This window comes from Paraglaciecola sp. G1-13 (genome assembly GCF_055809255.1).
This window is the reverse complement of record NZ_CM147903.1, coordinates 1,879,639-1,902,360: the sequence shown is the minus strand read 5'-3', so window position 1 is coordinate 1,902,360 and position 22,722 is coordinate 1,879,639. Positions and strand designations below refer to the sequence as shown.

Below are 22,722 nucleotides of genomic sequence, written 5' to 3'. Positions count from 1 at the left end.
GTCTCTGTCAATTTTATCAATATGCACTCTCGTCTTTGAAAAATTTAATAGCCTTAAATCAAAGGCTAAGCCTACTAATATTATTATTATTAGAATCAAACGCTTTTACGTATTGTGTTATTAAATAACTAAATTGTAAAAGTATGTTGACTTACCTGAGACATTACAGCGATAATTAATTGTTAACAATTATCAATATATGCGTTAGCATAATTCATCGACGATTTACGTAACTTTGTTAACAAAGGTCCCCCTAAGTTAATAGACGTCATCCAAGCTAAATAGGAACACCAATGAATAATCAAGTTAGGCATGTATTCTTTTGCGCAATCGTAGTGGCATTCGGAGGATTCATTTTTGGTTTAGATGCCGCGCTTATCTCAGGCACTGTGCGCTTTATTTCCGCCGAGTTTGCCCTCTCTGACTTGCAAATTGGGGCTGTGGTCAGTGCACCTGGTTTCGGTGTTTTATTTGCGTTACTCATTACAGGCTATATTTGTGACAAATATGGTCGCCGCCAAGCCCTGCTCATTATTTCTGTTTTATACATATTGTCTGCGGTAGCGTCTGTTGGAGCTATTTCCTTTGAGATGTTGGTTACGGCTCGATTTGTTGGCGGGCTTGCGTTTACATCGCTGTCAGTAGCGGCTATGTATATTGGCGAAATTGCACCGCCAAAACTACGCGGTAAATTGGTGGCCATGATCCAGATAAATATCGTTATCGGTCTCTCAGCCGCTTATTTTGCCAATTACATGATATTAAAGGTGTCGCAATTAGAGGCCGACTGGGTCATGTCTCTTGGTATCAATACCCATACTTGGCGGTGGATGCTCGGCATTGAGATTATCCCAGCCATCGTATGGCTATTCCTACTTATTACGATCCCAAGAAGCCCTCGTTGGTTGGTCATGAACAATCGTTTGGATGAAGCAAAGCGTGTACTACATCAGTTTTTGAATAACGAAGAGGTCGAAAAAGAACTGGTTCAAATTCAGCACAGCGTCGATTTAGGCGATAAACACGCTTTATCCACCGCTGAAGCCATAAAAGCCATGTTTGGCAGCAAAATGCGTAAAGCCGCATTAATCGGTTTAACCATGGGGGTGGTGCAACAAATTACCGGAATTAACGCGATCATGTTTTATGCCCCAACGGTCTTTGAGCAAGTCGGTTTGGGCACCAATGCTGCCTTTTTCCAAGCACTTATCGTCGGTTTGGTCAGTGTGTTGTTCACCATAGCAGCAGTGTTGTTAGTCGATAGATTAGGCCGCCGTCCACTAGTGATCTATGGCCTTGCAGCGGGCACTATTAGCCTATTTATGTGTCACTACGCTTTCAGTCAGGCCACTTATATCCTTACCCCTGAGCAGATTAACGCTTTTGCCACTGAGCATGGCTTAGCCAGCATGCAGAATATGGTGTCCACTGCGTTTTCATCTGATATTGAATTTAAGAATATGCTGCAGTCGGTTATTGGTATCGAAGAATTTAGACGCCATGAAGGCCAGCTGATGCAAATGGCGACTAATGTAAACGCAAACATGATCTTACTTGGCGTCATGGGTTATATAGCGGCTTTTCATTTCTCAATTGGGCCGGTGATGTGGGTGCTTTTTTCAGAGATATTCCCAATCGCTATTCGTGGAACCGCCATTCCCATGTTTGCATTGCTTGCTAGTATTGTGAGTTATTTAGTACAGCAGTTTTTCCCATGGCAGTTAAGCCATATGGGGGCTAGTGATATCTTCTTATTTTACGCTATCAGTGGTGCTATAGGTTTCATGATCTTGTTTAAGATCATGCCTGAAACCAAGAATAAGACGATTGAAGAAATTGAACTCGATTTAGACAGCACAAAAGATAAAGTGAGCGTGGCCTAAGATGCGCAACCCTACATTTATTGCGATCGGCGAATGCATGGTCGAGCTGAGTTTTACCGCTCAAAATAAACTACAACATTCTTTTGCCGGTGATACCTATAACTCTTTGGTTTATGCCAAGCGTTGGCACAACGAGTTAGACTGTTACTTTCTATCAGGCATCGGCCAAGACAGCTTTAGCACCTTGATGACAGCGCACTGGCAACAGCACGGTATCAGTGATGAGTTTGCTCTTACCTCTGATGATCATAACGTGGGTATATACGCGATTAAGAACGACGACAGTGGAGAGCGCCACTTCGATTATTGGCGCAAGGAGTCAGCGGCCACCCAACTCATGTCCCTCATTGAACAAAGCGACTGTGAGTCCCACTGGCCACATTTTGATTTGGTTTATTTCAGTGGAATATCCCTAGGCATTTTATCCGATGAAGATAAAGACAAGTTAATCAACTTAATCACCCGTCTTAAAGCTAAAGGCAGTAAAGTGGCCTTTGACCCCAACTACCGTCCAAAGATGTGGGCGAACAAAGCACATGCTATCCGATGGCTTGAAGCGGCATACACAGTCAGTGACATAGTACTACCAGGCACCGAGGATCATCATGACCTATTAGGACATGCATCTGTCTCTGAGATTGTGGATTACTGTAAGAAGTACGATGTTCAGGAACTGGTCGTCAAAGCAGGCAAAGAGGGTGTTTTCGCTTTCGATTGTGGCCAAGCCGTTTGCCATGTGCCTTTTACCCCTGCGGATAGGCAGCTGGATACCACCGCAGCCGGAGACTCTTTTGCAGGTGTATATTTGGCTTGCCGCATGGCCTACAAACCTATGAAATTATCTATTGAACACGCATCCGCAGCAGCGGGGCTAGTGGTGCAACACCAGGGCGCCATAGTTGAGCACACTATTTTCGATGCATTTCGTCAACGTTTAGCCAATCACACCGTTGCGTGAATTGGTATCGCATCTAACAGATATAAAGAGGAAATAACATGACTCAGGCTAAGCAAAAACAAAGCCTTGCCACCAAGCGCGCTATCGAGCGAGGCTATGACAGTAAAAATGCTGACTGGATGATCGAATTTGAAACCAGCCCATTAAAGGGTGACTTTGCATTTGAAGAAGGGGTAATTCGCCGCGACCCCACATCGGTCATTTCAGTCGATGATGTTTATCATTGTTGGTACACCAAAGGCACTGGCGAAACCGTGGGCTTTGGTAGTACTAACCCAGAAGATAAAGTGTTTCCATGGGATTTAACCGAAGTTTGGCACGCCACCTCAAGTGACGGCGAAACGTGGCAAGAGCAAGGCCCTGCTATCACCCGTGGTGCACCTGGTGCGTTTGATGATCGTGCCGTATTTACCCCCGAAGTACTCGCCCATAATGGTAAATACTATTTGGTCTATCAAACCGTGCAATATCCTTATACTAATCGACAAATAGAGCAAATCGCCATTGCCCATGCCGACTCCCCTTTTGGCCCTTGGACAAAATCCACCGCACCGATTTTGAGTCCTTCCTTGGACGGCGAATGGCGCGGTGATGAAGACAACCGTTTCCACGTGCATTCAAAAGGCAGCTTTGATAGCCATAAAGTGCATGACCCATGTTTACTGGTGTTTAATGGCAAGTTCCATCTGTATTACAAAGGCGAGACCATGGGCGAAGAAATGAACTTTGGTGGGCGCGAAATCAAGCATGGGGTCGCCATCGCGGACGACATTTTAGGGCCTTATCACAAATCAGAATACAACCCGATCAGCAACAGCGGCCATGAAGTGGTGGTGTGGAATTACCAAGGTGGCGTTGCAAGCTTATTGACCACTGACGGTCCCGAGAAAAACACCATTCAGTTTGCCCCTGACGGTATTAATTTTGATATCAAAGCCCATATCAAAGGGGCGCCAGAAGCGATTGGTTTATACCGGCCAAGCAACATAGAAGACACTCCTCCCCCGGGCTTGTATTGGGGTTTATGCCATAAATACGATAGCAGTTGGAATTGGAATTACATTTGTCGTTATCGTCTAAAGAAACAAGTATTGGACGCTGGCACGTTTCAAAACAGTAACTAATAAACTGAGATATAGCAGTAAACCCGAGCACCCATTAGGTATTAAATTGAAAATGGGTACTCGCAGATAGATACCCACATAAGGGTTTAATAACGACAGTAGAAGGAAGACACCATGTATAAAAGCATGCAGCTAATCGATATGTTACGGCACAAATATAGGCTTCGCTCTGATAACACTGTGGCTAAAAAACTCGGTGTGTCTCGGTCTGCGGTAAGTCGTTATCGTAATCAAACGGGCTCAATCGATGACAAACTTGCTGTAGAGATAGCCGAGATGCTTTCCCTTGACCCGTTTGAAGTCATTGCATCTATGCGTTGTGAGCGTGCAGCCCGCAACAATTGCCCAAAGGACATCAGTTTTTGGCGTAAGTACGCCGCTTAAAAGACGCGTTTGAACGATAGAATAAAGACTGGAAGCTAGTTTCCCTGTACTGCTCGTTATTAAGTGTTTTACAAAGTAAGCTTGAAGGGCTTTTTTTAAATTACCCATTTCGACGTGGGTATTGAGCCCTTGAATTGGGTGCATGGCATCGCGCTATCACCACGCCCTTTTTATTAACCAAGGTTCTTAGGTTTGCCGCGCTCCTAAAGGCTCATTCACTGTCTGAATATCGCTCGCCATAGCAGCTCCTCACAACCGCAAATCACACAAATGATTCGTCGGGCTAAACGGGACGTTTAAAATCTAGTCTGTACTGCTTGCATATGCTGTTTTTTTGGCGGGAAAATACTTAAGTAGCCTGATGATACAGCGATGATGATACAACGAGTACCAGGCTAGCGCTTTTGTGCTGTGCGTTTGACCTGATATATCTATTCTTTTAACTAGTATGGTGTGAACGCCTCGTGTTTAATTCAAACATGAATGTTGACTGATTTTTAACAAAAATTTATTTCTACTCTTCCGACATCTGCGTGTAACATTTTGCACTGGCAGGCGTTAATTTTTTGGCATAAATGACTATTTAAAGTAACTAGTCAGTTATAAAAGAACCATTAAAATTTCAATGCATCTCGTTTTGTTAAACTCCCCCCTCTAAAAATATACGCTTTTAATAACGCGTAAGCCATTGATTATCTTGATTTAAATGCACTCATACAATCATTATGAATAACCACCTCCCCACAGTTAATTGTTAACAAAAAACCTTTGACAACAACCAAACCAAATGTTTACATATGCTTTACATTTTAAGTGTAATAAAATGTTCATATGAAATTAGACATAAGCACTTGAAGTAAGTCTGGTTGGTTTAGTGATGCACGCTAACCAAGCCATGGCGATTAACGACATTTATAATTACCGGGAACAATTAACTATGTCTAAAGCATTCACCACCCCCTTTAAATTAAGCGCTATCTCAATTGCGCTTTTTATGGCATCTAACGCATTTGGCCAAACGCAGGAAGAACAAAACGCGCAGAATTCACCTGAAGCGAAATCTAGCGAAACAAGCGACATTGAAGTGATTGAAATTACAGGTTTGAAGAGTAGCCTCAAAAAATCAATCAATGATAAGCGCTTCTCTCAGAACTTAGTCGACACAATTAATGCCGAAGACATTGGTAAGTCGACCGACCAAAACGTAGCAGATGCATTAAGCCGCGTAACGGGCGTTTCATTGGTTACGCGTGATGGCGAAGGTACTCAAGTCACCGTGCGTGGTGCCACTGCTAACCAAAATAATATTACTATTAATGGTCAGCAACTCACCTCAACAGACTTCAGTCAAGCGGTTGATTTAAGCTCCTTCTCTGCAGACATATTGTCAAAGCTTGAAGTGGTGAAAACATCAAGTGCCGACCAAGACGAAGGATCTCTGGGGGCCAATATTAACCTCATAACACTCAAGCCTCTTGATCAAAAGAAAGGCGTGCGTTCCTTCACTGCACAGGGCAGATACAATGATTTCTCTGAAGAGAACGATCATAAAGTACAGTTTACCCTCACTGAAAAATTTTTCGATGATACCTTTGGTGTTGCCTTTTCAGCCTATGATCAAACTTCAAGTATTCGGCGCGACCAATACCGAATAGACAGATTCGCAGCTTCTACCATTATCGCATCAGCAAGCGACATGGACGGAAATGCCATCTCTGGCGTCAAGGCGATACGCCCTACGGCCACGCGTTACGAACTGCATCAAAATAGCACCGAACGTCAGGGCATAACCTTAGGGCTGCAATTTCTACCAGACGATGTTTCTGAATTGAATCTTGATATTACTTACTCACAGCAAGAATATGCAACACGTCAAGATGCCGTAATCAGTCGAGCTACGGGCAATCAAAATTTTGTCGAAGGCATTGAGCCGCTAGGCAGTCAACGTCCTGCTGCGCCCTTCACCGATCCACAAACAGATTGGTATGTAGTCGATACACAGAACAATACCATGCTACGAGAATTGAATCGTTTCGGTGCAGGTGACTTACAATCCTCACAAGGCGGTAATGATCAAAAAAATGGCAGCATCTCATTAACGTACAAACGTGAATTAACCGACTCTCTTCGTGTCTCAAGCCAATTTGGTTATTCTAAAAGTGAATCAGAAAGTTTACCCAGTGCATTTGCAGCGATGCAAAATTTCCCCCAGGTGCCCGCGATTAAACTCTATGATGCAGGCCGAGATATCGAACCTGTTGGTTATGACTGCACTAGCGGAACGTGTCGCATGGTATTTGGCAGTTCATTTGCTGATCTTGGCGAGCAAATTGTCAGTCAAACAGATCCGGAAACTGGCTTATTTGTCCCCGGATATGAAGATAATACTGTATTCACGGGCTACAACCCCGCAGATATTAACGCACAGCATTTGAGCTTCTTAAGTGAAAATGACGTAACAGTGAGCGATGAGTTGGCAAATGGCCAAGTCGATTTTGAATATGACTTTGATGATTATGGCATTACCTCGTTCGAGTTTGGCGCTAAAGTTACCAAACGTACGAAAGACGTGGATAATCAAAAATACCAATTTAACTCAGTCACAGCCACAGAGGTCGTCGAGGACGAATTTGGTAACCCCGTTGCTATTCCAGGCGGCGCGTTATTAGACATTCGCGCTAATTTGATAGCACGTGACGGTGTCGTACCCAGCGACTTCATGCAGTCATTGGGTTACGACCGCAATGAAGCCACAACCGGTTGGACGCCAGTAGACCCAGCCTACGCCGTTAGCTTGCTGTTAGACGATGAAAACACCGTAAGAACGCCCAATGACTCCGAATCACGGATCACAGATATCGATACGCAAGCCTATTACTTTAAAACCAATTTTGAATTATTTGATGGTCGGTTGACCGGTAATATCGGTATGCGTTACGTGAAAACTGACATCGCAGCAGAGGGCTATTCAGGCGCTGACTTCTGGCAGTTTACTGAGACACTTGAGCGAGAATACGACCGCGTTATGTTGCGTGACTTGCGAGACACAAGTCTGCCTGAGTGCCGTTCACCTGTTTTCGCAGATCCGAATCAACCGCTAGGTTATGAGCAAAAATACCAACGGGTGGATGGTCAAGGTTGGGATACCAGCAGTGGTCCTGATCCCTCTGGTTGGACTCGCATTGCGGATCAGGGCCCTTGTCATGACCCTCTATTTGCCCAGTGGTCTGCATTTCAGCAGGACCCAAGCTTACCCGAGCCAGCAGACCCGATCACTTGGTTAAATATGTGGCGCTACGCTGACGTATCGACCACCCGCAATAATGGCTGGGATGGCACCATTGCGTACGATGGGACGACCCCAATTCCAACCGTAAATGCCAATCAATTTTCGTCGTCATCGATTCGAAACAGAGAGCTTCAATCATTTCGCTCTAGCGACAGCCACACCTATACAAATTGGTTGCCAAGTCTAAATTTAAACTACGCTATTTCTGATGAAATGGTCGGCCGTTTCTCGGTTTCTAAAACGATGACCCGTCCTGAAATAGACCAGCTACGCCCAGGTTTTCAATTAAACGAAAACGGTTATTGGGGCTCAGGTAATCCGAACACCGGTAGTAAAGTTTCATTGTTCAACACCCAGCTTGAACCGTTAGAGTCCAACAATTTAGACGTATCATTTGAGTGGTACTTTAACGAAAGCTCTATGCTCAGTGTGGCAGTATTCCATAAGGATATGTCAAATTTTACCACGGTTGAAAATGCAGTTACTTATCTAAAAGATGTACGTAACGTTGACACCCCAGTTAGCGGCAGCGAAATCATTTTGCTCGCCGAAGACGATGGAACAGATGATAATGGATTAACCGGTTGTATGCCGCTTCGCGCAACAGCTGATTACGGTTGGTGGCCTTCGGACCCTACCCGCTTCAGTAACGATTTGCGTGATCTGTGTGCTCAATACAGCGTCAGCAAAATCATCAACGGTAAAGGTGCTCAAATTACCGGTGTGGAATTAGGCTATGTGCAAACCTACGACTTTTTACCTGGCTTTTTATCTGGCTTAGGGGTGTCTGCTAACTATACCTATCAAGACAGTCAGTATGATCCAGACCGTTCCAGCATTGACCCAAGCAAAACCTTACCGTCATTCCCTGTGGCCGATACACCTGAGCACAGCTACAACGCGACCCTATTCTGGGAGCAAGACGGCCACCAGATCCGCTTAGCGTACCGAGGTACCAGTGACTCACTTGTGGGTACTGATTACAACACGGGTTTACAAGGGCGTACATGGAACCAAGGCTCTATTTGGAACGAAGGTCGCGGTAACCTCGACTTGTCAGCATCTTACAAACTAAACGATAACGTTACCTTTTCATTGCAAGCCATCAACTTGCTCGATGATGAATTTAGAACCTACTACACCAGCCGAGAATTAGAAGTAGACCGCATTTTCGCTGACAACGATGTGGGCTATCAATTCGTTGCCTTTGAAGAAGGTAACCCGTTAGACGGAGACGCGACACGTTCGCGCACATACACACGTTATAAAGTCGGCACGACTTATCGCTTAGGTGTGAACGTTACGTTTTAAAATGACTTATTAAGATTGGCATAAGTGAGGTGTGTGACGAAGCGCACCTTACTCACAGCAACGGTATAAAATTATGAAATCAACTCAAGCATCTAAATTTTTGTTAGCTAGCGTCGCCTGCTCGGTCATTACGGCCTGCGGTGGTAGCAGTGGCGGTAGTTCAGCGCCCACAGTTTCAAGTAACTCACCTTCCCATGGCGGCGATATTTCACTGACCTACTCAGAGAAAGATCCGTTCAAACGTCTTTTTCTGCTAGGTACACCTGCCGGTGAAAATAGTGGTACGGGTGTGGCCACCGACATGGACGGCGATATCCTGCGCATCACAAACATCAGCTCAAACCTAACGGACATGACAGGCTTTGAGATAGACGGCTTGTATTTAGGCATACGCCCAGAAGCTGTCGCACCCACATTAGACACGGGTGAGTCTTTAACAATGACACTCACCTACGACATTACTGATGGCAGTAATACCACCGCTCGTTCAGCCACTATTACTATTACCGGCGAAGATGTAGCGCCAGTGGCAGAAGGTGATCTTGCAGGTAACTTTACGCGTGATACAGATACGGCGGTCGTAGATTTGCTCAAAGATGTTGTGGATGGCGATGAAGAACCATTAACCGCATTTGATGTCATCGCAGATCCCAATAATCCATACAGCATCCCGTTTACTATCAATGAAGATAGCCAGTTAGAGCTTGATGTAAGTGCGGTTGAATCACAAATACCAGATGGTGAAAAAGTTACGTTCAGTTATACCTATAAAGTCAAAGATCACCGCTTTGAGATTGATCGCAATTTAATGATTAATATATTGGGTGTACAAGACATTCCTGGCGCTCCACTTATCTTAAATTACTTTTTAGAAGCGAGTGCCAATGAAACGGATGCCGTTCAAATATATGATTTAACTCAAGAAACATTAGAACGCGAGGGCGATGAAATTGTCATAACTGACCTAACCCTGGATGGCGAAGCAGAGTTACCCTACGGCGTTGAGCTTGACGGAAATATGCTTCACGTTGATCCTCACGCCCACTTTAATGATGTCGCTAACGGCCAAAGCATCGCCCTCTCATTCCTATTTAAGGTAGCAGATGATGCCGGTAATACCGCTGATGGAGAGAGAAGTTTAGTCGTTACTATAAATGGAGAAGAAACAAACCTAGTAGCGGCATCTGGGTTTAACGCCGATTTTGAAGATCCTACATTTGTAGGACCACTCGATAAATCGGTCAACCCAGCAGGCTTCGTATGGGGATTCGCCAACTGGGGCTGTCCTGTTAAAGAGATCCGCAGTGATGCGGCGAAAACCGGTGACTATGGGCTGTTCATGCAAGGTAGTTTTTGCCATTTTGAAGTACATAACATCGTCACTTCTTTAGAAGACAATCAAAAATACGCTATGTCGTATTGGCTAAACAATGAAGCCTCTAACGGAGCGAATGGCAACCCATATGTACCACTATTTACGACACCAAACGAAGGGTCTGATCTGAATAATAGATTCTGGATGGGTAGCCGATATTTCGATCAATCTCTAAATGTTTGGATGGAACATGTGCAGTTAATTAATACTGGCGAACATGGTAACTGGGACGGTTATGAAACGCTTCCCGTGCACTTTGGTTTGCTCAAGTACGATGACTCTTACGCCGGTGGTAAACACAATATTGACGATCTTAATATGGTCAAATATGGACATTTTGATACTGCTGTGCATGACATGTTGACCGATGATGTCGGTCTGTTTGAAAACGCTGAAACCATTATCAGCGACGGCGGGACCGTTGAAATACGCGACGTCGAGGGCATGCAAAAATTATTCGTTGATACCACTGGTACCACAGATGGCGTGACGATTAGCCTACCCATCAAAGCTGGAGCAATTAACGCTGGTGGCCGTTACGCCGTGGTATTGGATGCGCAGCTAATAAACCACGACACCCTATATACTGCGGGCGAGAGTACGGTTGTTCTGTACCAAATCAACCTGTCTAATGGCACAGAAACTATCGCCGCCAATGGTAGCGGTACAACTGAGGGAGCCGACAGTAAAACCTCAGACATCATCATTACTGAAGAATTTGGCCGCAGCGCAGCGATTGATTGGTCACAAGAAACCATGACATTGAACGTGATGCTCACGGAAACAAACGCCCAGTACTATATTGATAACGTACGTTTAATCGCTATTCCTTAACGCCGAATAAATGACTTTAGTACGCTCTATTAAAGCCCTATGAATATTTTTCATGGGGCTTTTTATTTACTGCCAGTGATTGGAAATAATGAGCCGATATTCGGCGATTTAATGCTAAGCAAACAAACGTTCAAAAGGCGAAAATGAGTGCAACAGAGTAACCTGATAAAACATGTTGTGATTGTTGGCGGTGGCACTGCAGGTTGGCTTACTGCGGGTTTACTCGCTGCCCGTTTGTCTTCGCGAATTAACAACGATGAACTGACTATCACCTTATGTGAATCCCCCGACATGCCAACCATAGGTGTAGGTGAAGGCAGTTGGCCCACGCTTCGCAGCACGTTACACACAATAGGCATATCGGAAACGGATTTTATTCGCCAGTGCAATGTGTCATTTAAACAGGGCTCGCGTTTTATGCATTGGGAGAATGAAATCGCTAGCCAGTACGATCACCCTTTTGATGTGCCAGAGCAGGCAAACCAAGGGGCGCAAGCCCAGCATTGGTTGTACACCACCAAGCACGTTCCCTTTAGTCACGCTTATTGCCTGCAAAGTGCACTGGCAAATCAGCATTTAGCGCCAAAGTTGATCACAACCGCTGAATACAGCGGATTTGCCAATTACGGTTACCATTTAGACGCAGGTCTATTCGCCACATTATTACGTGAGCATTGCGTTAATCATTTGCAGGTTAAGCACATATTCGCCAAGGTCAAACATGTCATTCAAGAAAGCAATGGCGACATTTCGGGCCTGCAGGTGGTTGAGGTAGAAGCAGAGCCAGAAACAATACCGACAAATAATGGCGCCTTGTCACATCTCACTGGTGATTTATTTATCGACTGCACAGGGTTCAGTGCCCTGCTGTTAGGGCAAACTTTAGGCGTACAAAATACGTCTGTTGAAGATGTACTATTTGCCAACAATGCCATCGCAACGCACGTGCCTTACGCGACTGACCAAGACCCAATTGAATCATTTACCTTATCAACCGCCCAAGACAACGGCTGGATATGGGATATAGGTTTACCTAATCGTCGTGGTGTTGGTTATGTCTACAGTGACCGTTACACCAACGATGAAAGCGCCAAAGACACGTTATTGCAGTACATACGGCGGCGACATAAGGATACCGACTCACTTACCTTCAAACATATCCGCTTCACCCCAGGTTATAAACAGCAGTTTTGGAAGAATAACTGCGTGGCCATTGGTTTATCTGCAGGTTTTATTGAGCCTCTGGAGGCGTCAGCTATTGTACTGGTTGAGATGTCAGCCAATATGTTAGCCGAACAATTACCTGTGACGCGCCAGAGTATGGATATAGTAGCCGAGCGGTTTAATCAAACGTTCACCTATCGCTGGCAACGTATCATCGATTTTTTAAAACTACATTATGTGCTGAGCAAGCGTACCTCCGCTTTTTGGCAAGATAACAGAGCCGAGCGCTCAATTCCGGCCTCACTCAAAAAGCTATTGCTCATGTGGCGTCACAAAGTGCCGGATTTTGCCGATTTTCCGGCCAGGGATGAAGTGTTTCAAGCAGCCAGTTATCAGTTTGTTCTGTACGGAGCGGGTTTCAAAACGAAGCTTATTTGTACACCAGACCCACGAATACTTGAGGCCAGCGAACAACTCTTGTCATCGATTAAAGGTTTTACCGCTCAGCTATCAAACAAAGCGATAAGCAATCGCCTGTTGATCAACAAGATACACCAGTTCGGCTTGCAAAAATTCTAATTTATATAATGCATCAGTCAGTTTAATCGATAACCAAAGAGACGAAAACGATGGCACAACTACAACTTCTTACCTCTGAAGCACACGGCAAACTTAACGTTATTCGTGGTGAATACCTCGACCCAAGCTTCGCGGTTAACCTAAGCACGGTGATGGTGTCTGAGTTAGCATTTCTCGTACACGAATATCCACTGTTTTTTTATAAATCTGCACGCAGTGGCGAGTTTCAATTAGCGGCATTACTCGGGTTTGAATCTGGCCAAAACCTGTTTTTAGACGGTGGCAAGTGGGTGTCTCGCTATGTGCCATTAGACGTTCAGCGCCGCCCTTTTCAGTTACATGTACCAGCTCCCCAAAGCAGCGCAGCTCACAATGTCGGGGGACAGGGCAATAAGCCTACCTCTGGGCACTTAGCCATAGACCCAAGCAGTGCGCAGTTCTCTGCGACTAAGGGCGAGCCACTCTATAACGGCGATGGCTCGCCAACAGCGACGTTATTGCATTATCAAACGCTATTTTCTCATTTGCTCAGTGCCAGCGAACAGACCCGAAGTGTCATAGCCACGCTAGTGACTCACGAGTTACTCGAAGCAGTTGAACTAAACGTAACGCTCAAAAATGGTGACATTACGCTTAACGACTTGTACGCGGTAAATGTAAAAAAACTCAATGGATTAACCGGCGAAGCTTTGCAAGCCTGCCACAACACAGGCGTGTTGCAAGTATGCCATTTAGTCATGAGTTCAGGGGCTCACTTAGAAACGATGATAGAGCGCGCCAACACGTAACGTAATCCCTGTTGATGTAACAATATCGCGGAAACAGGAGTAGAGCTTAAGGCAGGACAAACAACCTAAGATCACAAGGTGGCAATCTGTGTTAATACCTGAGCATCTTGAGCTATTACCCTGCCCCAAGCAGCACTCGATGGCATTAGCCCACTGAGGTTGATAGCCCAAAAGCTACATTTTCGCTTAAAACATCAAACCCGCAAGAGCGGGTCTTTCATGGTAAATCGATTAGCTTGGTTTAAGCACCAGCCACATGTTTACAGACGCTCTAGCTTCATGGGGTAACTCTGATTCGCATTCCATTGGCCCACGTAAAGGTTGCTGTCATCATCCACGCATAAGCCGTGACAATGGTTAAACACATCCCAGGTGGTTTGCATCGGCTGTAACACATCGTTGATATACTCAGGTGCAGTGCCGCCAATATTCGCTACCACACGATTGTCTTTATCAAACACGCTGATAAAGCCCGAATCGTCTTGGTTTTTACCATCAATATGTGACCAACATACCGGCGCATAGAAATGCTCGCCCTTAAATATGGGGCCGCCAATATAGGCACCATTCGCATCAATAGTGCCTAAATACTCACCACTTAGGGTAAAGCGTTTTAAGCATTGTGCCCCTCTGGAGCTAACAATCAACTCAGGTGTGTTTGTACGCTTGTCTATGCCTATACCATGGGTATTCGATAGATTGTAGTTTGCATCGATATTATCGTGGCCGCCCCAACGGCGAATAAAACGCCCTTGGTTATCGTACTGAAGTAAGTAATCAGAGCCATAGCCATCAGTAACGTATAAATCGCCATTATCACTAATAGCAATATCCGTCGGCCTAAAAGGTTGGTCGGGTCGATAAACGCCGTAGGTTTGAGGATGACCAATACTGAATATGAGTCGCCCAGCCATATCCAATTTCGCGATAAAACCAGATTGGGCAACAACGCGATTATACGGCGAATCCCATGCTTCAGTAGAATGGCCATCCCATAAGCGATTTTTCACCCAGCCGCTATCAATGAGATACATAAAGTCCTCACCATTCTCATTGACTATTTTGATGCTGTGGCCGCCTGGCATGTGTGTGCTGAAGGTATCGAGCAGTTTGCCATCGCGATTGTAAATCACGATATTATTGCGCGGGTCGTCAGTTATCATCACCACTCGCCCTTTAGCATCGATATCAAGAGCGTGGCAGTTCTCAACCGGTGTTTGGCTATTATCAAGTCGCCCCCAATAGGCATTAACTCGATACTTAAACTGCCCTTGCCCCACTATCATTCCATGTGGGTCACGCTTAGATTTAGGCAACACCCAACCTGATTGCAACTTATCCCCTTGGGGGCTTTTGTGATTAAATTTCTGAGAATCTATAACCGGCATTTAAGAGGCCTTAGCTTCTTCAGTTTCTTGCCAATTGATAATAGCGTCATCAGCGACAGGGCTAAACGGATAGAATTTAGCTTCATTTTCTGCAAAAGATTGGTTACTGATGGCGTTATAAGCGCAGATCATCGACCAACGAGGCTCCGCTGCACGGTTCTGATTTGACTTGTGCAACAAATTACAATGGAAAAACAATACATCACCAGGTTCAAGCTCTACATTCACTAACTCGTGAAATTTCATTGCTTCCTCAACAAAGTCGAGGGCAGCCCCTTTTTGGTCGCCGGTTTTATTGTGATCTAAACGGCCTAAATGGTGTGAGCCTTTTAATACTTGTAAGCAGCCGTTTTCAACCGTTGCGCGGTTAATCGCCACCATGCAGCTGATCGCTTTTGGGTAAAGCATATAGTTGTCACGGTGCCAATAACCAAAATCTTGATGCCATTCCCACGCTCCACCTACAAAGGGCTCTTTCATCATGATCTTAGTGCTGGTGTGATAAATCGGCTCACCGATAAGGGTTTCACACACATCAGATAAACGGCGACTACGTGAAAACATACTGTATAAGTCGTTACCGGTTTCTTGCCACAAGCACACTTTGCTTACCGCGCCGCCCGCGTCTTTCTTGTGCCATGCTCGATCATTTAACGAATCATCGTTAAATGCTTTTTCTTGTAAACGACCTATTTCCTCAGGGCTGTAGTAGCCGCGAGCAATAACGTAACCATCGCGATGAAAGTCAGCAATTTGTTGCTCAGTTAAAGTGATGTTACTCATAATGTTGTCCTCTTGTTATTCAGCTCAACCGTAAATTGTTAACAATATTGAAATAGATACAGCATAAACGCAAGTTAAAATTCATATAAAAATATAATATTTAAATATGAATGTTAATTTATTGTTGTGTATCAATATCATGCTAGGCTTTGCGCCTATCGATAGGTAAAATCAGACCTGAAAAATCACGGAGCAATATTCATTGAGTGACAAGCCCACGACCAAATACGCGGTACCTGCCCTAGATAAGGGCTTAGACATACTGGAATATTTAGCCAGCCAAGAATTACCCCGCTCCCAAAGCGAAATAGCCCATGGCTTAGGGCGCAGCCCAAATGAAATATTTCGTGTGTTGGTGGGCTTAGAGGCCAGAGGTTATTTATTGCGAGATGATATATCAGGGCGATATCGAATCTCATTCAAACTGTATAATTTATCTCGCAGTATTTCGCCGATTGACCAAATGCGTCAATGCGCCCTGCCTTACATGGAAGATCTTGCGGTTAAAATTGGCCAGTCATGTTATCTATGTATGCTGTATCAAAGCCAAACCATGGTGATTATCCAAGCGCGCAGCCACAGCCCTGTGTTTCTGAATATTACCGAAGGATCATTATTCTCAACTCTTACTTCTACAGCGGGTAAGGTACTGCTGGCTAACAGTAACCCCTCAGTAAGAAAAATGTTACTCGAACACGACCCTGATTTTGCTAGCTTAAGCAAAAAACAACAGCAGGACTTACAAGTAGAACTAGCACGCATCGAAGCAGATGGTGTTTATGTGCAATCAAACATCTTGATTGACGGGGTAACCGATGTCGCAACCTTAATAGGCCAGCCCCAAGGAAAAGTTATCGCATCATTAGCCGTCTCTTCACTACACAGCAAACTAGGTAAACAACTTGAACAAGACCGTTTAATCAACCACCTAACCGACACCGCAAACATCATTACCGAACAGTTGGGTTGTTAACAGACAGACTAAGGGTCAGCGGCCAGTCTTAATCACAGTCAACTCATAAAACCGGCTTAGGTAATTACCGCAATACGCTACGTACAATGCCGAATAGCGTATGACGGTGTGCTATCCCATGATTAAAGTAGGTTAAAACTTTTGATTAAAAGGGAGCTGACTATGAGCGCGAACAAACGGTTAAGCGAGTTACAAGAGAGCTATCACGCGATGGTGGATAGTGTAGAGGAATTTGTGGTCAAAGAAGGTAAAACGTTGCAGCAGGCTTTTCACGCAGCAGAGGAAAAGCTAGGCGAGACAGCACAAATCAGCAAAGAAAAAATTCAACTGGCCAGTAAAGAATTAAAAGATCATTTGCGATTATGGGGTGACGTTGTTGAGGGCGTAAGTGAGGCTTACAAGGACCAAATCAAGTTCGATCTCGCTTATGTAAATAGCTCAGCTTGGAGCAAATTACAGAGTATTGCTAATGCGAGTACCACAGAGTTATTGGAATTCACCACGACCCTAAAAAATACAGCACAAGATGCCGTAACAGAAAACCATAAAGCGGCTCATCAAGAACACAATTTATGGGCTTCCGAGCATGCTTTATGGTTAGATGAAGTCGCATTCTGGAAAAAAGAACATGAGCAAGCAATAACCAAACTTAAAGATATTGAGAGAGTTCTTGAACAACAGTCAAGCACACTGTCTCAACATGTGAATGCGATTCAAGAACATGCAAAAAGTGATGATAAACACGAAAAAATCATGAAAGCAGCGGAGCAAGACTCAAGCAGTAACGTATTTGAAGAGGCTGATCGTAAAGAAATATCAGTGCATCAACATGAACGGCAATTACATGCAAAAACCGCCGAAGCGCATCATGCGCTAAAAACTCATCATTTTAAGACCATGGCAATGATCAATATGCTTTATAAAGAAACTCATAAGGTAGAGTAACCAATGTGCCTGAGGTAGCGTTATATTTCATGGTAATTCGATTCATCTGAACGCAAAATATAGGCTTAGCCGCAGTCGCTCATTCTATTCGCGCTATATCACGGTAGATGACGGCAGTGACCAACACCATGTGTTCACTGCCTATTTGATATTCACAGTGCGTTTTACGCTAAGTTGCAACACAAAAAATGGCTTCCCCTAGTGCAAGTCAATCCTCATTCAAAACTTGCCAAGTTCATTTCCCATGACTATTGCGCAGATACAGCAAAAATTATTTCGCCTTGCTCCTTATTAATCACCGCAACCTCTTGCAGTACCCATTTATCTGCCACGTCGGTGGCATAAACATAGACCTCGGCTGCGGATTTATCACCGCTAATGGTGTAATTCAAATTTGCTTTACCACCTTCACCTGAATAGGTGATTTCACCCAACACAAAAAAACCAGGCTCAGGGTTTTCACCCACCAAGGCGATAACCCCAGGGTGCGTTTTGACGGCTTGTACCGACAAATAGTACGCCTCCCCTTTCATCATGCTCATCACCGCGACAAACATTAGCGGGAAGACAACAAACACCAGCGTAAGACCCGCATTACGCCACTTTTTTTGGACGGATTTGAAATGTGCTACATCACGCCAAGTGCGGTTCTGCCAAGCCCACTCATTTCCTTTAGCCCCTAAAACAAACATCATCACAACATTCACCAGTGGCACAAACATCAGCAAAGCAATGAAGGTACTATTCCCAATACCCCATATCCAATTCAGTAAAAAGGCGCCCCAATTCCACCCTTTGATACCTTCTGGTACCACTGACGCTTTGCCCATACCGGAAATGTACTTTTGTTCCGTGTGCTTTTGCTCCATATGTCATCGTGCTCCCTTTTTTACTTAGTGTTAACAGCTGCTTACGTATGCTTGCTCATAGGCCCTTTTATCAAGACACCCATGGTAGTGGCCATGGTAGTGATAATAGACTTCTTATAAGTACATAAAATGACTTGATTTAAAACTTCTGGTCCCAGTTTATTTACTACAAGTACCTTTGTTATTTATTGGGGCTAAACAAAATAACGGGTTTCTAGCTAGAAACCATTTCTATAGATAAAACCGAATACGTGCTTCAGTATTTTTTTATGTATTGCCTTGCGATCAACCCCGTCTCGGTCTTCACACAATGGAACCCCTTTTACTTTCCTGTCATAGTCACATTGATCAAGGTACACAAAATGACCTGCCCCCTGTTCAAGGCCGATTAAATTTGCATCTTCAATATGCTCTGCATAATATTTTGAATGTATTGCATAAGGCAAAAAGTCATTTTCAACAGAACCTATTATCAAGGTAGGCACCTTTATGTTATGTAGGCTTTGCTCACTAACCGCGTGCCCCATGGCCGGATCTAACGCAATAACACCTGCAACACGCTTATCTAACATCTGCTTTTGTAGCAAGCCAATTTCATTTAACATTTCTCTACTAACCGGTTTATGCTCAGTCTGCTGAGCATAATTACAGCCTTTATCTTCTCTAGCGATTTCTGATCCACAATAGGCCTCCGACTTGCCTGCTTTGAGATGAGCACCAGCCAATGCTAATGACGTAAACCCGCCAGAAGAATGGCCAAACATAATGACTTTATCTGTTTTTATAAAAGCATCAAATAGTCCCTTATGAGATAAACTATCGATTGCAAAGCTCACGTCTTGCGGGCGTTGCCAGAATCGCATGGCTGAACTCGGGTCTATGTTCTCAGGCCCGTAAACCCAAGACTCGCCGAAATGCGCTACCCCAGCAACAAGCCACCCTCGGGAGGCTAATGCATAGCCAAGCCAGTTCATTTCACGAGGAGAGCCAAAGGCACCATGGGAGATAACTGCAACCCGCTGAGGGTTTTGCTTTGGTGATAAGCAAATTGTTGCCTCACACAGTTTTGCACCACCTTGATACCAAAACTTGATTTTAGTGGGTCTATTGACTTTCTCGTTTATAAAGTCGACTTCTGCGGTCTTTAGTTCAATTGAAGTCTCCGATAAAACGTGACCACTATTAAAAAGAGCAAGCAAGGTAATTGCGGTAAAGCAAAGCTTCGTTATTCTAAGTTTCATCATTCTTGGTGTATTTCCCTTTAGTATTCTATTGCGCCAAGATACATCCGCTGTTGAGACCGAGCTGTGCAGAAAGTGCGTTTTGTACAAGATACGCCATTTTAGGTAGAACGTTGGCTTTATTCTTTCATCGCCATGTCCTCGATTGCTAAATCTTCTACCGCAAAATATAACGCTGTTTTGAGTGCTTCAGGCTTGGTTTTCAAAGGGTTGTTAAGATAGCACTGGACAATTTGCTGGTCTTTTAGCTTGATACTATTAGGTAGCACCCACTGTGCGTAAATTTGAGAAATAGTTTGCCACATACAATCATGTGGGCCGATATGCGTGAAACAGGCCCATAGACCAGCCTGCCATTTAAAAACGTCCAGTTTTTCTTGGCAATGGGAAAGACCTTCTACAAAGCCAGCAAAAAAACGGCTTTGCGTTTGTTCACCCGCCCACGGGTTATCAACCGACACTCCAATAGGCTGCAACTCGGCATAATTTAATGGCTCGGCAATAGCGGCTAATCGACCGTATAATGTTGTAGCGATCGTCGAGAAAGACTGCCCAGTAAAACCTTTGCCGTAGAAACCGTAAACCGTCTTCTCAGGTAACGTTTTCCAAACAGGTTCTATTTTGTTCCCAGTGAGTCGCTTTTTAGGTATTAAGCTGCCAGCGCGAGCATTGATCGGAAGATTTCCCTGAACGACATCACTCGGCGTAACAGAAAAATTTTTCTTAAATGCCCTAGAGAAAGATGAAGGAGATTCATAACCAACGCTAAGAGCGACATCAATAATATTGTGGTTTCCCTGTTTGATTATGTGCAACGCTTTTTCCAGTTTGTGTCGCTGAATAAACTCACCTAACTGGTAACCCGTTGCCGCAAAAAATATTCGGTTGAAATGGTACTTTGAAAAGCCTGTATACTGGGCCAAATCTGCCAAGCTGATAGTTTGGTCGCTATGGTCATAAATATATTGCCCAACCTGACTAATGATTTTTGTATTATTATTCTTTGGGTTATTTACCATGAGTTTCTATCCAACGTCCACGATGTACTATTTTATCATCTTTCGTATTGCTTGCCTGAACTCAAAACACTTTGTATATGGCAGCCCCATGAGCGCTTTGCCTGCTAGCAAACTCATGAATTCAAGTATTTTTACACGTATCTTTCATAAACACCGATGTAAATGATCTAAGTTGAAACTTGTCGTCTCATTGTATTCATCATGCGTGAAACTCTATATGGTCGCATTTTGAGTATGGGTTCATTTAGAACGTTTAGCATCCTCATTGATTCATTGTAAAAGTTTAAATTTCTCTGCTGTGATAATTCACGTTGGTAAGAATTCCGCTTCATTCCAGCATCTAAATCCTTACAAAAAGCGTCAGCTCAACAGGCTATTAAAATAGCAAAAACACCATCACTATATCGCTAATAAAAGTGTGCTTTGTATCAAGTGGAACTTTACAAAATCAAAAACTATCTACCGATAGATACACCATGCAAAGACTGCTATAGTAACGATATTCAAGTATCAGAGGTTTGCGTGTGGAACAGACAAAAGTCATTATTATTGGCGGCGGTTTAGCGGGCTTATATTCAGCGGCAAGGCTTGAGGCTCTGCACATTCCCTATGTTTTACTTGAAGCTAAAAGCCTACTCGGTGGGCGCATTACCTCTGTACCGGCACCATATACTACGCGCAAACTCGCTGAGTTTACTGCTCACGTTGCCGATAAACTTGAAAATAGTCACGATATGGGCCCGACGTGGATTTTCCCTCATCAGCAAAAAATGCAGTCCCTAGCCGCAAAGTTGGATGTTAAGTTGTTTGAGCAGTACACCGCGGGTGACGTGCTTTATCAAGCACCTAATACAACGAAGGCCAGACAAATTAGCGGTGCGGGAGCGATGCAGTTGTTTCGAGTTGAAGGCGGTATGTCTCAGTTGATCCAAAAACTACATGCGAGCATTGACCCGAAGAGCTCGAAAGATAAAACAGCTCGGGCGAATTCTCAGGACAAAATCAAACTAGAGCACTGTGTTAGCAATATAATGCGGGACGAAGAAAACGGACTTTGGACCATTTCAGGCCACGTTGCTGGCACCAACCACGCCCCCAAAGATAGCACTCTAGCGCATGCATCTCTCAAAATCCAAGCTAGCGAACATTCATCCCAAGCACTTCAACGTTTTGATTACAGTGCAGAGCATCTGGTGCTCGCGTTACCTCCGCGTATTATACAGCGTGATTTGGCATCAAACGTGTGGGGCTCGCCTCTACTAAACCAACGTTTAAGCACGGTGCAAACATGGATGGGTGCACAGGCTAAATTTGTGGCCACCTACCCTAAGCCGTTTTGGCGTGACAAAGGCCTTTCTGGCCAAGCATTTAGCCAAGTTGGCCCTATGGTTGAAATGCACGATGCCAGCGCCAGTGAAAATAATAGTTTCGGAATATTCGGATTTATTGGTATTCCCGTATCGCAGCGAAATCAGCTGACTGAAAATCAGTTAAAACAAGCCTGCCTCGATCAACTCGCGTTTTTTTATGGCGATGACGCGTATAGCGCTACTGATTGCTACGTGAAAGATTGGGCGGTTGATCCGTTTTGCGCCACAGAGCGAGACCTTAATGAGCCATCGAAACACCCAGATTTCAATCATCGAGGATTAGAAGACGAACTAAAAACGCTTAAATTGCATCTCGCTGGTAGCGAGTTTGCCCAGCAGGATGCGGGCTATTTAGAAGGCGCGTTATACGCAGCCGACAAAGCAGTTTCAGGGATTAACCAAGCACTAGGTAATTCCCTTGATTAGCTCTGCTAGCGCAATGGAT

At 44.4% G+C, this 22,722-nt stretch carries 16 protein-coding genes; 11 read left to right on the top strand and 5 right to left on the bottom strand.

Translation table 11 applies throughout. The features are described from left to right. Window positions 1-293: 293 nt before the first annotated feature. The 8 genes from AC0L6N_RS07945 (at window position 294) to AC0L6N_RS07910 (ending at window position 13,689) form a co-directional block, all read left to right on the top strand. A complete protein-coding gene (locus AC0L6N_RS07945; protein WP_473480346.1) occupies window positions 294-1,883 on the top strand; it encodes a sugar porter family MFS transporter in 1,590 nt (529 codons plus the stop codon). 1 nt (window position 1,884) lies between these two features. Then, the gene (locus AC0L6N_RS07940) at window positions 1,885-2,841 is read left to right on the top strand and encodes a sugar kinase (protein WP_473480344.1); all 957 of its coding nucleotides are present in this window, start codon (window positions 1,885-1,887) and stop codon (window positions 2,839-2,841) included. A 38-nt stretch (window positions 2,842-2,879) separates the two neighbouring features. Next, window positions 2,880-3,965 (top strand): glycoside hydrolase family 117 protein, encoded by a 1,086-nt coding sequence (locus tag AC0L6N_RS07935; protein WP_473480342.1) that lies wholly within the window; start codon window positions 2,880-2,882, stop codon window positions 3,963-3,965. A 114-nt stretch (window positions 3,966-4,079) separates the two neighbouring features. Continuing rightward, the gene (locus tag AC0L6N_RS07930) at window positions 4,080-4,349 is read left to right on the top strand and encodes a helix-turn-helix domain-containing protein (RefSeq protein ID WP_011574780.1); all 270 of its coding nucleotides are present in this window, start codon (window positions 4,080-4,082) and stop codon (window positions 4,347-4,349) included. An 877-nt stretch (window positions 4,350-5,226) separates the two neighbouring features. Continuing rightward, window positions 5,227-8,949 carry a TonB-dependent receptor gene (locus AC0L6N_RS07925; protein WP_473480340.1) on the top strand — a complete coding sequence of 1,241 codons (3,723 nt, stop codon included), beginning with the start codon at window positions 5,227-5,229 and terminating at the stop codon, window positions 8,947-8,949. A gap of 73 nt (window positions 8,950-9,022) precedes the next feature. Beyond that, complete coding sequence (locus AC0L6N_RS07920; RefSeq protein WP_473480338.1) at window positions 9,023-11,158, top strand: VCBS domain-containing protein; 2,136 nt, start codon at window positions 9,023-9,025, stop codon at window positions 11,156-11,158. 147 nt (window positions 11,159-11,305) lie between these two features. After that, window positions 11,306-12,901 carry a tryptophan halogenase family protein gene (locus AC0L6N_RS07915; RefSeq protein WP_473480336.1) on the top strand — a complete coding sequence of 532 codons (1,596 nt, stop codon included), beginning with the start codon at window positions 11,306-11,308 and terminating at the stop codon, window positions 12,899-12,901. A 50-nt stretch (window positions 12,902-12,951) separates the two neighbouring features. Continuing rightward, a complete protein-coding gene (locus AC0L6N_RS07910) occupies window positions 12,952-13,689 on the top strand; it encodes a SapC family protein (protein WP_473480335.1) in 738 nt (245 codons plus the stop codon). Between the two features lie 260 nt (window positions 13,690-13,949). Here AC0L6N_RS07910 and AC0L6N_RS07905 read toward each other — a convergent pair whose 3' ends face one another. Continuing rightward, window positions 13,950-15,077, bottom strand: coding sequence for an NHL repeat-containing protein (locus AC0L6N_RS07905; protein WP_473480333.1), 1,128 nt, complete (start codon window positions 15,075-15,077; stop codon window positions 13,950-13,952). Then, complete coding sequence (locus AC0L6N_RS07900) at window positions 15,078-15,860, bottom strand: phytanoyl-CoA dioxygenase family protein (protein ID WP_473480331.1); 783 nt, start codon at window positions 15,858-15,860, stop codon at window positions 15,078-15,080. 202 nt (window positions 15,861-16,062) lie between these two features. Here AC0L6N_RS07900 and AC0L6N_RS07895 point away from each other — a divergent pair, with 202 nt between their 5' ends. Further along, window positions 16,063-16,833, top strand: coding sequence for an IclR family transcriptional regulator (locus AC0L6N_RS07895; protein WP_011574773.1), 771 nt, complete (start codon window positions 16,063-16,065; stop codon window positions 16,831-16,833). 162 nt (window positions 16,834-16,995) lie between these two features. Beyond that, a complete protein-coding gene (locus tag AC0L6N_RS07890; protein WP_011574772.1) occupies window positions 16,996-17,778 on the top strand; it encodes a zinc ribbon-containing protein in 783 nt (260 codons plus the stop codon). A gap of 248 nt (window positions 17,779-18,026) precedes the next feature. Here the strand turns inward: AC0L6N_RS07890 and AC0L6N_RS07885 are convergent, their stop codons facing one another. From AC0L6N_RS07885 to AC0L6N_RS07875, 3 genes are all read right to left on the bottom strand, one after another. Continuing rightward, a complete protein-coding gene (locus AC0L6N_RS07885; RefSeq protein WP_473480329.1) occupies window positions 18,027-18,647 on the bottom strand; it encodes a cytochrome c oxidase assembly factor Coa1 family protein in 621 nt (206 codons plus the stop codon). Between the two features lie 218 nt (window positions 18,648-18,865). Continuing rightward, window positions 18,866-19,891, bottom strand: a complete 1,026-nt coding sequence (locus AC0L6N_RS07880) for an alpha/beta hydrolase family protein (protein ID WP_473480327.1) — start codon at window positions 19,889-19,891, stop codon at window positions 18,866-18,868. A gap of 116 nt (window positions 19,892-20,007) precedes the next feature. Then, window positions 20,008-20,907 carry a helix-turn-helix domain-containing protein gene (locus AC0L6N_RS07875; RefSeq protein ID WP_473480325.1) on the bottom strand — a complete coding sequence of 300 codons (900 nt, stop codon included), beginning with the start codon at window positions 20,905-20,907 and terminating at the stop codon, window positions 20,008-20,010. Window positions 20,908-21,431: 524 nt separating this feature from the next. Between AC0L6N_RS07875 and AC0L6N_RS07870 the strand changes: the two genes are divergently transcribed. Further along, on the top strand, window positions 21,432-22,703 hold the full coding sequence (locus AC0L6N_RS07870; protein WP_473480323.1) for a flavin monoamine oxidase family protein: 1,272 nt from the start codon (window positions 21,432-21,434) through the stop codon (window positions 22,701-22,703). The last annotated feature ends 19 nt before the right edge of the window (window positions 22,704-22,722 follow it).